This window comes from Streptomyces longisporoflavus, from assembly GCF_014649775.1.
In the GTDB taxonomy this organism is placed as follows: Bacteria; Actinomycetota; Actinomycetes; order Streptomycetales; family Streptomycetaceae; genus Streptomyces; species Streptomyces longisporoflavus.
This window is the reverse complement of record NZ_BMTR01000010.1, coordinates 213,258-226,030: the sequence shown is the minus strand read 5'-3', so window position 1 is coordinate 226,030 and position 12,773 is coordinate 213,258. Positions and strand designations below refer to the sequence as shown.

12 protein-coding genes and 2 pseudogenes are annotated in these 12,773 nt (G+C 67.5%); 9 read left to right on the top strand and 5 right to left on the bottom strand.

The window, feature by feature from the left end; genetic code table 11:
* Positions 1-43: 43 nt before the first annotated feature.
* From gnd to IE226_RS45525, 4 genes and pseudogenes are all read right to left on the bottom strand, one after another.
* Positions 44-928: a phosphogluconate dehydrogenase (NAD(+)-dependent, decarboxylating) gene (gnd, locus tag IE226_RS21840; RefSeq protein WP_190082993.1), complete on the bottom strand. Its 885-nt coding sequence runs from the start codon at positions 926-928 to the stop codon at positions 44-46.
* Between the two features lie 89 nt (positions 929-1,017).
* Positions 1,018-2,148, bottom strand: coding sequence for a DNA polymerase III subunit beta (dnaN, locus tag IE226_RS21835; RefSeq protein WP_190082992.1), 1,131 nt, complete (start codon positions 2,146-2,148; stop codon positions 1,018-1,020).
* 816 nt (positions 2,149-2,964) lie between these two features.
* Positions 2,965-4,485, bottom strand: a pseudogene (gene dnaA / locus IE226_RS21830) (chromosomal replication initiator protein DnaA); the annotation flags it as partial.
* A gap of 128 nt (positions 4,486-4,613) precedes the next feature.
* Positions 4,614-4,902, bottom strand: a pseudogene (locus IE226_RS45525) (chromosomal replication initiator protein DnaA); the annotation flags it as partial.
* Positions 4,903-5,270: 368 nt separating this feature from the next.
* Here IE226_RS45525 and rpmH point away from each other — a divergent pair.
* The 9 genes from rpmH (at position 5,271) to IE226_RS21785 (ending at position 12,260) form a co-directional block, all read left to right on the top strand.
* A complete protein-coding gene (rpmH, locus tag IE226_RS21825; protein ID WP_006381191.1) occupies positions 5,271-5,408 on the top strand; it encodes a 50S ribosomal protein L34 in 138 nt (45 codons plus the stop codon).
* 20 nt (positions 5,409-5,428) lie between these two features.
* A complete protein-coding gene (gene rnpA, locus IE226_RS21820) occupies positions 5,429-5,800 on the top strand; it encodes a ribonuclease P protein component (RefSeq protein WP_190082990.1) in 372 nt (123 codons plus the stop codon).
* Positions 5,797-6,156, top strand: coding sequence for a membrane protein insertion efficiency factor YidD (gene yidD, locus IE226_RS21815; protein WP_190082989.1), 360 nt, complete (start codon positions 5,797-5,799; stop codon positions 6,154-6,156). Before rnpA ends, yidD begins: the two co-directional genes overlap by 4 nt.
* 3 nt (positions 6,157-6,159) lie before the next feature.
* Complete coding sequence (yidC, locus tag IE226_RS21810) at positions 6,160-7,452, top strand: membrane protein insertase YidC (RefSeq protein ID WP_190082988.1); 1,293 nt, start codon at positions 6,160-6,162, stop codon at positions 7,450-7,452.
* Between the two features lie 14 nt (positions 7,453-7,466).
* A complete protein-coding gene (locus IE226_RS21805) occupies positions 7,467-7,988 on the top strand; it encodes a Jag family protein (RefSeq protein ID WP_190082987.1) in 522 nt (173 codons plus the stop codon).
* A gap of 100 nt (positions 7,989-8,088) precedes the next feature.
* On the top strand, positions 8,089-8,805 hold the full coding sequence (rsmG, locus tag IE226_RS21800; protein WP_190082986.1) for a 16S rRNA (guanine(527)-N(7))-methyltransferase RsmG: 717 nt from the start codon (positions 8,089-8,091) through the stop codon (positions 8,803-8,805).
* Between the two features lie 334 nt (positions 8,806-9,139).
* A complete protein-coding gene (locus IE226_RS21795) occupies positions 9,140-10,216 on the top strand; it encodes a ParA family protein (protein ID WP_190082985.1) in 1,077 nt (358 codons plus the stop codon).
* Positions 10,213-11,334 carry a ParB/RepB/Spo0J family partition protein gene (locus tag IE226_RS21790; protein ID WP_190082984.1) on the top strand — a complete coding sequence of 374 codons (1,122 nt, stop codon included), beginning with the start codon at positions 10,213-10,215 and terminating at the stop codon, positions 11,332-11,334. Before IE226_RS21795 ends, IE226_RS21790 begins: the two co-directional genes overlap by 4 nt.
* Before the next feature lie 308 nt (positions 11,335-11,642).
* Positions 11,643-12,260, top strand: coding sequence for a GNAT family N-acetyltransferase (locus IE226_RS21785; RefSeq protein WP_190082983.1), 618 nt, complete (start codon positions 11,643-11,645; stop codon positions 12,258-12,260).
* Between the two features lie 140 nt (positions 12,261-12,400).
* On the opposite strand, the gene trxA is transcribed toward IE226_RS21785, so the two are convergent.
* Positions 12,401-12,733, bottom strand: coding sequence for a thioredoxin (gene trxA / locus IE226_RS21780; RefSeq protein ID WP_190082982.1), 333 nt, complete (start codon positions 12,731-12,733; stop codon positions 12,401-12,403).
* Positions 12,734-12,773 lie beyond the last annotated feature (40 nt).

Here is a 12,773-nt window from a genome sequence, read left to right as displayed (position 1 = left end):
AGAGGCCTGTGGGAAACAGCTGGTGTTCCCCACAGGCTGTGGATCAGTTCTCGCTCTTGGACTCGACGGCGTGGCCGCCGAACTGGTTGCGCAGCGCCGCGATCATCTTCATCTGCGGCGAGTCGTCCTGCCGCGAGGCGAACCGGGCGAAGAGCGAGGCCGTGATGGCGGGCAGCGGCACGGCGTTGTCGATGGCGGCTTCCACCGTCCACCGGCCCTCGCCGGAGTCCTGCGCGAAGCCGCGCAGCTTCTCCAGGTGCTCGTCGTCGTCCAGGGCGTTGACCGCGAGGTCGAGCAGCCAGGAACGGATGACCGTGCCCTCCTGCCAGGAGCGGAAGACCTCGCGCACGTCCGTGACGGAGTCGACCTTCTCCAGGAGCTCCCAGCCCTCGGCGTAGGCCTGCATCATGGCGTACTCGATGCCGTTGTGGACCATCTTGGAGAAGTGGCCCGCGCCGACCTTGCCGGCGTGCACGGAACCGAAGTCACCCTCGGGCTTGAGGGCGTCGAAGATCGGCTGGACCTTCTCGATGTGCTCGGCGTCGCCGCCGTACATCAGCGCGTAGCCGTTCTTCAGGCCCCAGACGCCGCCGGAGACGCCGCAGTCGACGAAGCCGATGCCCTTGGCGGCGAGCTCCTCGGCGTGCTTCTCGTCGTCGGTCCAGCGGGAGTTGCCGCCGTCCACGACGACGTCACCCGGCTGGAGCAGCTCGGCGAGCTCGTCCACGGTGGACTGGGTCGCGGCTCCGGCCGGAACCATCACCCAGACGACGCGCGGGCCCTTGAGCTTGCCCACAAGCTCTTCGAGGCTGTGGACATCCGCGACGTCCTGGTTGCGGTCGTATCCGATGACGGTGTGGCCTGCGCGGCGGATGCGCTCACGCATGTTGCCGCCCATCTTGCCGAGGCCGACGAGACCGAGCTCCATCAGTGGTTCCTTAAGTAGCGATGTGGCGTGGAGGCACCTTCGTACCCGCGTCCGAGCCTACGCCCGGACGCTCGCTCACACCTGTGGGCTCAGCCGCTCAGACGTACGGGCATGATCAGGTACTTGTACGCCTCGTCGGCCTCCGCATCCAGCGCCGGCCTGCCGCTCAGGAGCGCGGGCTTCGTCGACGTCGTGAACGACAGCTGGGCGACCGGCGAGTCGATCGCGCTCAGGCCGTCGAGCAGGAACGTCGGGTTGAAGGCGATCGAGACGTCGTCGCCCTCGAGCTGGGCGTCGACCCTCTCCACAGCCTGTGCGTCGTCGCTGGAACCGGCCTCCAGGATGAGCACACCCTGCTCGAAGCTGAGCCGCACCGGAGTGTTCCGCTCGGCCACCAGGGCGACGCGCTTCACGGCCTCGACGAACGGGGCGGTCTCGATGACCGCGATCGAGTTGAACTCCGTGGGGAAGAGCGTCTTGTACTTCGGGAGGTCGCCCTCGAGCAGTCGGGTGGTCGTACGCCGCCCCGCGCCCTCGAAGCCGATCAGGCCCTCGCCGGCACCGGAGCCCGACAGGGCCAGGGTGACCGTGTCGCCGCTCGTGAGCGCCTTGGCGGTGTCCAGGAGCGTCTTGGCGGGCACGAGCGCCACGGCGGACGCCTCGGGGTTCTCCGGCTTCCACAGGAACTCGCGGACCGCGAAGCGGTAGCGGTCGGTGGAGGCCAGCGTGACCGTGTCGCCCTCGATCTCGATGCGCACACCGGTCAGGACGGGCAGCGTGTCGTCGCGGCCCGCGGCGATGGCCACCTGGGAGGCCGCCGAGGCGAAGACCTCACCGGGGACCGTGCCGGTCGCGGTGGGCATCTGCGGCAGCGCGGGGTACTCCTCCACAGGGAGTGTGTGGAGCGTGAATCGCGAGGAGCCGCAGACCACCGTGGCCCGTACACCGTCTGTGGAGATCTCCACCGGGCGGTTGGGCAGGGCGCGGCAGATGTCGGCGAGCAGCCGGCCGGAGACGAGGACCGTGCCCTCGTCGTCGACCTCCGCGTCCACGGAGACACGCGCCGAGACCTCGTAGTCGAAGCTGGAAAGGCTCAGTGCGCCTTCTTCGGCCTTCAGCAGCAGGCCCGCGAGGACAGGAGCCGGAGGCCGGGCCGGAAGACTGCGCGCCGCCCACGCCACCGCCTCCGCGAGTACGTCGCGTTCCACCCGGATCTTCACTTAGCCGCCCTCCTGCTGTTGCTGGCACTGGGGACCAGTCTGACGCACCGCACTGACAGTGGGTGCCTCTCGGGGTCAAGTCGTGACAAGCGGCGGCAGAGGTCCGGAGAGCGAGTTGTGCACAGGCCCCCCTTCCAAGCGAATTCCCCGGTGACTCTAAGTGGGAGTAGTAGTAGGGCCTGTGGAAACCGTGGATAACCGTGTTTGCGCAGGTCAGAGCCGGTTTTTTATCCACTGCGCCTGTGGGTGGGACCGGTGGACAACCAGGGGTTTCTGTGGACGGGCGAAAGTTCTGCACACCCGGTGCACAGGAAGGGGCTACTTCTCCCCAGCGCTGTCCCCAGCTTTACCCACCTTCCCCACAGGCCAACCGACCACCTTGGTGTGACGCCTTTCACTCGGCACGGTGACGGGGCGCGTTGCGTTGCCGAACAGTGGACAGCCGTGTGGAGAAGCTGGGGAAAGCTGGGGACAACCCGCTCGAGCCTGTGGGTTGCCGGTGGACAAGTTCATGCACACCCTGTGGACGAGATTTTCGTCCACAGGGTGTGGAGAGTCTTCGTCCACGAATCCACAAGCACCTGACCTGGCTTGATGATCCCTCAGCAGCGTCCCCTGTGGACATCATCTGGACAACTTCCCGGTCCCCGGGGTGTGGAAGGAAAAAAGGACGCACATCTGTGGAGAACACCCCTCTCAGCTGGGGAAATCGAACAGTGGAGAGGGACGGACGAGCTCCACGCGCGCGTGCACAACGGCAAAGGGCGCCCCGGAAGTTGCTCCGGGGCGCCCTTCAGAGGTGTTGCTCGGCGTCTGTCAGCCGTTCTTGATGCGGTTGGTGAGCTCGGTGACCTGGTTGTAGATGGAGCGCCGCTCCGCCATCAGCGCACGGATCTTGCGGTCCGCGTGCATGACCGTCGTGTGGTCGCGTCCGCCGAACTGTGCGCCGATCTTGGGCAGGGAGAGATCCGTCAGCTCGCGGCAGAGGTACATCGCGATCTGGCGGGCCGTCACCAGGACGCGGCTGCGCGAGGATCCGCAGAGGTCGTCGACCGTAAGGCCGAAGTAGTCCGCGGTCGCGGCCATGATGGCCGTGGCCGTGATCTCGGGGGCGGCGTCCTCGCCGCCGGGGATCAGGTCCTTGAGGACGATCTCCGTGAGACCCAGGTCCACCGGCTGCCGGTTGAGCGAGGCGAAGGCCGTGACCCGGATCAGCGCGCCCTCGAGCTCACGGATGTTGCGTGAGATACGGGACGCGATGAACTCCAGGACCTCCGGCGGGGCGTTGAGCTGTTCCTGCACCGCCTTCTTACGAAGGATGGCGATACGTGTCTCCAGCTCCGGCGGCTGGACGTCGGTGATCAGTCCCCACTCGAAGCGGTTGCGCAGCCGGTCCTCCAGGGTCACCAGCTGCTTGGGCGGCCGGTCACTGGAGAGCACGATCTGCTTGTTCGCGTTGTGGAGCGTATTGAAGGTGTGGAAGAACTCCTCCTGCGTCGACTCCTTGCTCGCGAGGAACTGGATGTCGTCGACGAGCAGGATGTCCATCTCGCGGTACCGCTTGCGGAAGGTGTCGCCCTTGCCGTCGCGGATGGAGTTGATGAACTCGTTGGTGAACTCCTCGGAGCTCACGTAGCGCACGCGCGTGCCGGGATAGAGGCTGCGGGCGTAGTGCCCGATGGCGTGCAGAAGGTGCGTCTTGCCGAGGCCGGACTCTCCGTAGATGAAGAGCGGGTTGTACGCCTTGGCGGGCGCCTCGGCGACGGCGACGGCCGCCGCGTGCGCGAAACGGTTCGACGCACCGATGACAAAGGTGTCGAAGAGGTACTTCGGGTTGAGGCGCGCGGTGGGCTCGCCGGGGGCCGAGGCGGGCGCCGGCTGCGCGGCGAGCGGGCCGGGCGCGCCGCTTCCGTGGACACCGTGGCCGTTGCCGTGTCCGTGGCCGCCGCCCCCGGGGCCGGAGTGCCCGCCGGAGCCGGGGCCCTGGTCGTGCCGCTCGCGCCGGTCGTGGTGGTCCTGCTGATCCTGGCGGTCCTGCCGCTCCTGGCGGTGCTGCTCGTACGCGGAGTGCCGCGGCGGCTGCGACCGGTAGTCGTGCTGGGGCTGCGGGGGGTTCGCGTACGGATCCCGCTCGGGGAAACCGAGCCGCTGCTGCTGCCAGCCGTAGTCGTCCTGCTGCGGGGCCTGCGGCTGGTGCTGGGGCTGGTGCTGTTGCGGCCAGGCACCCGGCGCCGGGCGCTGGTAGTCGGGGTACGCGGGGCGAGCGATCGGCAGCTGGTCTCCGGGCCCCCGGCCCTGGGAGTGCTCGTCCGGGGTGCGGCGCCCGTAAGCGTCGTACGAATCGTGCCCCTGGTGCTGCTCGGGCTCTTCGTAGCGCTGCTGCTGTTGCTGGCCGGGCTGCTGATGGCCGGATTGCTGATGGCCGGACTGCTGCTGGAGCGGTGGCGCCGGCGGCGTGGGCCGGTCCATGGGATCGCCCACCGAGTCGTCCACGGTGATGGCGATGCGGATCGGACGGCCGCACTCGCGGCTCAGCGACTCGCTGACAATGGGTGCGAGCCGCCCTTCGAGCACGCCCTTGGCGAACTCGTTCGGTACGGCGAGCAGCGCGGTGTCCGCGACCAGCGCGAGCGGCTGGCAGCGCTTGATCCAGCGCTCGTCCTTCGCGTCGACACCGTGTCCCCGCCCCTCACCCAGCAGCTCCTCCAGTACTCGTGGCCACACTGCGGCAAGATCGGCAGGTACGTCAGCCACAAGGCACGCTCTCTCACGGGGTCCCACGAAGGTGTGGTTTCTAGGGACGGAAATCGGGATGGGGAGGGAGAAGGGAATGAATCGGAGTTTGCCCACGGTAGTCAGGGCAACGGCTGCGGTTCAAGTTGTTGTCCACAGGCTGTGCACAGTGTCTCCCCCTGACGGTCGGTTTGACCGGATGGCGTAGCCCCGCGTACCGTGACCAGGTCGAGTTGTCGATGGCTGCTGCCGCCTGCCTCCGATGGGCAAAGATCACGATCTGTGATTGTGAAGCGGTGCACTCGGTGCGTATTCGCGAGCTTCTCGTGGGCGCACGGTGACAGCCAGGCGATGTCCCGCCACCACACAATCATTTCTGGAGCCCCCGAGTGAGCAAGCGCACCTTCCAGCCGAACAACCGCCGCCGCGCCAAGACCCACGGCTTCCGCCTGCGGATGCGCACCCGTGCCGGCCGCGCGATTCTCGCGAACCGTCGTGGCAAGGGTCGCGCCAGCCTTTCCGCCTGATCGCATTAGGTCATGACGTCGTGCTGCCTACCGAGCATCGGCTGAGGCGGCGCGAAGACTTCGCGACCGCGGTACGCCGAGGACGACGGGCCGGACGCCCGCTTCTCGTCGTCCATCTACGTAGCGGTGCAACGGACCCGCACGCGCCTGGGGAGAGCGTTCCCCCGACGCGTGCGGGTTTCGTCGTGAGCAAGGCCATTGGCGGAGCAGTCGTACGAAACAAGGTGAAGCGCAGGCTTCGCCACCTGATGCGCGACCGGGTGGCTCAGCTGCCCCCCGGTAGCCTGGTAGTCGTACGAGCGTTGCCCGGTGCGGGTGACGCCGCCCATGCACAGCTGGCCCAAGACCTGGATGCCGCTCTCCAGCGGCTGCTGGGAGGGGGCGCTCGATGAAGTACCCACTGCTGGCTCTGATCAAGCTGTACCAGTGGACGATCAGTCCATTGCTCGGCCCGGTGTGCAAGTACTACCCGTCGTGCTCCCGTTACGGCTACCTCGCCATCGACCGGCACGGTGCGATCAAGGGAACGGCGCTGACGGCATGGCGCATCCTGCGGTGCAATCCGTGGTCGCTCGGTGGTGTCGACCATGTCCCGCCGCGCAAGCGCCCGCGGTGGCACGAGATGCTGCGCGCCATGTGGCGCGAACGCAAGGGCGGGACCTCCGCCGCTGGCGTGCCGTCCGGGGAGAAATCCCCGGATACCCCTGGCCCGGCCGCCGAGACTCCGTCCCATGCTCAAGGAGCCTGATTAGTGGACACGATTGCCAGTCTGTTCAGCTTCATCACGACACCCGTTTCCTGGGTCATCGTCCAGTTCCACTCGTTGTACGGGGCCATCTTCGGCCCTGACACGGGCTGGGCCTGGGGCTTGTCCATCGTGTCCCTGGTGATCCTTATCCGTATCTGCCTGATCCCGCTCTTCGTGAAGCAGATCAAGGCGACCCGGGCGATGCAGACGCTGCAGCCCGAGATGAAGAAGATCCAGGAACGCTACAAGAGCGACAAGCAGCGTCAGTCCGAAGAGATGATGAAGCTGTACAAGGAGTCGGGTACCAACCCGCTCTCCTCGTGCCTTCCCATCCTGGCGCAGTCGCCGTTCTTCTTCGCCCTGTACCACGTGCTCTCCGGCATCGCGTCGAACGACACCATCGGCGTCATCGACAAGCCGCTGCTCGAGAGCGCGCAGAAGGCGCACATCTTCGGCGCCCCGCTGGCCGCGAAGTTCATGGACAGCGAGGAGAAGGTCCAGGCGCTCCACGCCTCGCTGACCGACGTCCGCGTTGTCACCGCGATCATGATCATCCTGATGTCTGCGTCGCAGTTCTTCACCCAGCGCCAGCTGATGACGAAGAACGTGGACACGACGGTCAAGACGCCGTTCATGCAGCAGCAGAAGATGCTGATGTACGTCTTCCCGATCATGTTCGCCGTGTTCGGCATCAACTTCCCCGTCGGTGTCCTCGTCTACTGGCTGACCACCAACGTGTGGACCATGGGTCAGCAGATGTTCGTCATCCGCAGGAACCCGACGCCCGGCTCCAAGGCCCAGGCCGCGTTCCTGGAGCGTCTGCAGAAGCAGGTCACGCACAACAAGAAGGTGCGCGGGCGCGGCAACGTGAACGTCATCAAGGCGATCGTCGCCAAGGGCCGGGACCGCAACGAGTTCGAGCGCAAGTTCATCAACGGTCTGAGCAAGGAAGGCCTGGTGGCCCAGGCCGACGGCACGGTCGCGCTCAGCGAGTCGTCCGTCGCCACGGAGACCGAGGACGGCACTCCGGCCGCCGGCGGCGCTCCGAAGCGACAGCAGCCCAAGCGCCAGAGCAAGTCGCAGCGCCAGTCCGCCGCCGCCCACAGCAAGGCGGACAGCGGCGGTGAGGCAGCTTCGGATGCGAAGACGTCACTGGAGAAGACTCAGGACGAGCCTGAGGACGCCGCGCCCAAGGGCAAGCCCGCGGGTGGCAAGTCCGGTTCGGGTAACGCACGCCAAGCCAAGTCGGGGCAGCGCAAGGGCCAGCAGCGGCCCAAGCACCCGTCCAAGAAGTAGAAGGAGTCCATCCCGTGACGGAAGGCACCACCGCCCCCGCCGAGGCCGAGGTCGAGGCCGGCGACACCCTCACCCGCCTTGAGCAGGAGGGCGAGATCGCGGCGGACTACCTCGAGGGTCTGCTGGACATCGCCGACCTCGACGGCGACATCGACATGGACGTCGAGGCCGACCGCGCCGCTGTCTCGATCATCAGCGACTCGAACAGCCGCGACCTGCAGAAGCTCGTCGGCCGTGACGGCGAGGTCCTGGAGGCGCTCCAGGAGCTGACGCGCCTCGCGGTGCACCGTGAGACCGGCGACCGCAGCCGCTTGATGCTGGACATCGCGGGCTACCGCGCCAAGAAGCGCGAGGAGCTCTCCGAGCTGGGCGCCAAGGCGGCGGCTGAGGCGAAGAGCTCGGGTGAGCCGGTCAACCTCAAGCCGATGACGCCCTTCGAGCGCAAGGTCGTGCATGATGCGGTCAAGGCCGCCGGTCTGCGCAGCGAGTCCGAGGGCGAGGAGCCGCAGCGCTTCGTCGTCGTGCTTCCCGCCTGATCGCACGTTGTTTTCCCCGGCCCCGTCTGTTCGCAGGCGGGGCCGGTCTTTGTCAGCCTGATAGTCAGCCACCCCAGTGCGGTACGGAAGGACGGTCCCCGTGACGGAGGCAGCAGAGCTCCCCTCGGCGCCCGAGCAGGCCCGGGCGGTATTCGGCGAGCGCTTCTCGGACGCGGTCCGGTACGCGGAGTTGCTGGCCGACGCGGGAGTGCAGCGCGGCCTGATCGGCCCCCGCGAAGTGCCCCGGCTGTGGGAGCGGCATCTGCTGAACTGCGCGGTCCTCTCCGAGGTCGTGCCCGAGAACGTGGTGGTGTGCGACGTCGGCTCGGGGGCGGGCCTGCCGGGCATTCCGCTCGCCCTTGTCCGGCCGGACCTGAAGATCACGCTGCTTGAACCACTGCTGCGGCGGACGACCTTCCTCACCGAAGTGGTCGAGCTGCTCGGCCTCGACCACGTGACCGTCGTGCGCGGCCGTGCCGAGGAGGTCCTTGGCAAGCTGCCTCCCGTCCACGTGGTGACCGCGCGGGCTGTTGCGCCGCTGGACCGTCTCGCGGCCTGGGGCGTGCCGCTCCTGCGTCCGTACGGAGAGATGCTGTTGCTCAAGGGCGACACGGCCGAGGAAGAGGTCAAGGCCGCGGGGGCCGCTCTGAGCAAGCTCGGCGCGGTGACCACATCTGTGCTGCACGTCGGGGAGGGCGTGGTGGACCCGCTGTCCACGGTCGTACGGGTCGAGGTCGGGGAGAGCCCCGGCGGTGTGCGCTTCGCGGCCAAGCGCGCGAAGGCGGCCCGAACGGGGCGCACCCGGCGCCGGCGCTGAGGGCGCGCATGGCGTCGGCGCTGGGAGGCTCCACACGGCACCCGCGCTGAGGGACGCCACACGCCTCGTTCATCCGTCCTGACGACGAGCCGTACTCCACAAAAGCTGCCAAACGTACGCATACCGGGGTGTCGCGCAAGCGGCACCCCGGCTGCCGTGCATCGTGTTTCACGTGAAACGTCGCTCACTGCTGCATGGCATCATCAGTCGCGGCCGCGCTGCGGAACCTCGCGATCGGCGGCCGCTCGGTTCCCTCGACAAGGGAACGGAGTTGTCCACAGAGGTGGATTCGTCCACAGAAGACCGGGCCTCGCTGGTTCATGACCCTCAAAGCATGGGAGGCTCTGTTCATTGCGAGCCTGAAGTCGAGGAGAGTGAATCCTTGCGGTCCGACGCCAACATCGCGGGACCGATGACCGATCCGGTCCCCGGTCCCCGTACCGAGTCGGCGGGGGAGGATGTTTCACGTGAAACACCGCCCCCGATGGACGACACCCCCATCGGTCGTGCTGCCCAACTGGCGGTGGAAGCCCTGGGGCGTGCAGGCGAGGGCCTGCCACGACCCGAGCAGACCCGAATCATGGTGGTGGCCAACCAGAAGGGCGGAGTAGGCAAGACGACGACAACCGTCAACCTCGCCGCTTCGCTCGCTCTGCACGGCGCGCGCGTCCTGGTCATCGACCTTGATCCGCAGGGCAATGCCTCTACGGCTCTGGGTATCGACCACCACGCGGAAGTGCCGTCCATCTACGACGTGCTGATCGACAGCAAGCCGCTCTCCGAAGTCGTGCAGCCGGTCCCCGATGTCGAAGGGCTCTTCTGTGCCCCGGCCACCATCGATCTCGCCGGTGCGGAGATCGAGCTGGTGTCGCTGGTAGCACGGGAGAGCCGACTCCAGCGGGCGATCCAAGCGTACGAGCAGCCGCTGGACTACATCCTCATCGACTGCCCGCCGTCACTCGGCCTGCTGACGGTCAACGCCCTGGTCGCCGGCGCAGAGGTGCTGATCCCCATCCAGTGCGAGTACTACGCACTGGAGGGCCTCGGTCAGCTCCTGCGCAACGTCGACCTCGTGCGGGGGCACCTCAACCGCCATCTGCACGTCTCCACGATCCTGCTCACCATGTACGACGGCCGTACCCGGCTCGCCTCACAGGTGGCGGACGAGGTGCGCACCCACTTCGGCGAAGAGGTCCTGCGGACGAGCATTCCCCGCTCGGTCCGTATCTCCGAGGCGCCGAGCTACGGCCAGACCGTGCTCACCTACGATCCGGGGTCGAGCGGTGCCCTCTCGTACTTCGAGGCGGCACGGGAGATCGCACTACGCGGCGTCGGCATTCGCTACGACGTACAGCACGCCCACATGGGCGCCCAGAATGATCAGCACAGCACGACGGAGGGGATGCAGTGAGCGAGCGACGGAGAGGGCTGGGGCGTGGCCTCGGCGCCCTGATCCCTGCGGCCCCGACGGAGAAGTCGACCGCCCAGTCCATGGGCGGAGCTACGGCCTCGCCCAGCGCCGTACCGGTACTCACGGCCGAGCGGGGTGTGGCAGCCGCGAAGGTGGCAGCGCTCCCGCAGAGCCCCGTTTCACGTGAAACGGAGCAGCCGCCGAGTGAAGTGGTTGACCCGGAGGAGACCCCGGTCGGCGCACACTTCGCCGAGCTGCCTCTCGACTCGATCACGCCCAACCCGCGGCAGCCTCGCGAGGTCTTCGACGAGGACGCTCTCGCCGAGCTCGTGACCTCCATCAAGGAGGTCGGGCTCCTCCAGCCTGTCGTCGTGCGACAGGTGGAGCCCTCACGCTACGAGCTCATCATGGGCGAGCGGCGCTGGCGGGCTTGCCGTGAGGCCGGTCTCGAGCGAATCCCGGCGATCGTCCGCGCGACGGACGACGAGAAGCTGCTCCTGGACGCACTCCTCGAGAACCTGCACCGTGCGCAGCTGAACCCCCTGGAAGAGGCCGCCGCCTACGACCAGCTGCTCAAGGACTTCAACTGCACGCACGACCAGCTGGCGGACCGGATCGGCCGTTCACGCCCGCAGGTCTCGAATACGCTGCGGCTGCTGAAGCTGTCGCCGGCGGTGCAGCGCAGGGTGGCTGCCGGAGTGCTCTCCGCGGGCCACGCCCGTGCCCTGCTGTCCGTCGAGGACTCGGAGGAGCAGGACCGCCTGGCGCACCGGATCGTGGCCGAGGGGCTCTCGGTGCGGGCCGTCGAGGAGATCGTGACCCTCATGGGATCGCGGCCGCAGAATGCTCCGCGGGCCAAGGGGCCGCGTGCGGGCGCGCGGGTATCGCCGTCGCTGACCAAGCTCGCCACTCGTCTCTCCGACCGGTTCGAGACCCGCGTGCGGGTGGACCTGGGGCAGAAGAAGGGCAAGATCGTCGTCGACTTCGCCTCGCTCGAGGATCTGGAGCGCATCCTCGCGACTCTCGCTCCGGGCGAGGGCCCGGTCCTGACGAACGGGCTCGCTGAAGACTCTGCCGACTCTGCCGAGGACGACACGGCCGAGGGCGAGAAAAGCTGAGTCTCCCCAGTTGGTGCGCTGAGAGCGGGCCGTGTCCGGTGTGTACCGGAACACGGCCCGCTCTTTGCTTTCTTACGGTATCGGTGCAATCGCATCGTGGATACGATGCGATTGGGTATGGCGCATCCAGCCAACGGCACCTCATTGGGGAGGGGGAGGGCCATGCGTTCGGTGAGCCGCACCGGATTGATGACTGCGGGTCTTGGGCTCGGAGCGGTCGGCGGATTCGTCGGCAGCCTGCTCAAGGAACGGAGCGCTCTGACTGCCGCCCGTGATGCGGCGGGCGAAGGAAGTGAGGAACAGCCTTCATGGGGCGTCGGCTCGTACCGCTCACGCTGGACAACCTTACGGACCTTCCCCAGCGTTGCCGGGCGTGTGTCTTCTGGGAGCTGGACCCGGTCAGTGGCCAGGCCGCGGTAAAGGCCGGTACGCCGGAGCTCGAAAAGGAGGCGTGGATCTCCGCCGTCCTGCTGGAGTGGGGTTCTTGCGGCCGGGTCGTCTACGTCGATGATGTCCCGGTCGGCTTCGTGCTGTACGCCCCACCGGCGTATGTGCCGCGCGCCACCGCTTTCCCGACGAGCCCTGTATCGCCCGATGCCGTGCAGCTGATGACTGCCTGGATCATGCCCGGCTATCAGGGCCAGGGGCTCGGCCGCGTCATCGTTCAGACGGTGGCGAAGGATCTGCTGCGGCGCGGGTTCAAGGCGATCGAGGCTTTCGGGGATGCCCGATGGGAGAAGCCGGCCTGCGTGCTGCCGGCGGATCACCTGCTGGCGGTGGGGTTCAAGACCGTCCGCCCCCACCCCTCGTATCCGCGGCTGCGGCTTGAGCTGCGTACGACGCTCTCCTGGAAGGAGGACGTCGAGATGGCGCTCGACCGGCTGCTCGGGGCGGTTCAGAAGGAGCCTGTGCTCCGGCCGCTCTGACTTCGCCCCGCCTCCCGCTGGGCGCCGTCTCCCCTGGGCCTCATCTCCCCCTGACATGCGAATGGGCCAACCCTCCGGGGGTTGGCCCATTCGTGTTTCACGTGAAACATCGCGCGCCGCTTGTGCCGCGGCGTCGCTGACTACTCGCTGATGAAGTCCTCGAGGTCGCGCTCAAGAGCAGCCTTCGGCTTGGCGCCGACGATCGTCTTGGCCACCTCGCCTCCCTGGTACACGTTCAGGGTCGGGATGGACATGACGCCGTACCTGGCAGCGATGCCGGGGTTCTCGTCGATGTTGAGCTTGACGATCTCGATCTTGTCGCCGTGCTCGGCCGCGATCGCCTCGAGGGAGGGGGCGATCTGGCGGCACGGGCCGCACCAGGCAGCCCAGAAGTCCACCAGGACGGGCTTGTCGTTCTTCAGGACGTCTTCCTCGAAGGAGGCGTCGGTCACGTTCTTCAGAGTGCCGGCCACGGCAGGCTCCTTAACTCGGTGATGCGGTGGGGAGGATGGA

Excerpts from the sequence above, each read along its gene's own strand:
- gnd (WP_190082993.1), bottom strand. The coding sequence starts at position 928 with ATGGAGCTCGGTCTCGTCGGCCTCGGCAAGATGGGCGGCAACATGCGT.
- yidD (WP_190082989.1), top strand. The coding sequence starts at position 5,797 with ATGAAGTACCCACTGCTGGCTCTGATCAAGCTGTACCAGTGGACGATC.
- IE226_RS21795 (WP_190082985.1), top strand. The coding sequence starts at position 9,140 with ATGGGAGGCTCTGTTCATTGCGAGCCTGAAGTCGAGGAGAGTGAATCC.
- IE226_RS21785 (WP_190082983.1), top strand. The coding sequence starts at position 11,643 with ATGGGGCGTCGGCTCGTACCGCTCACGCTGGACAACCTTACGGACCTT.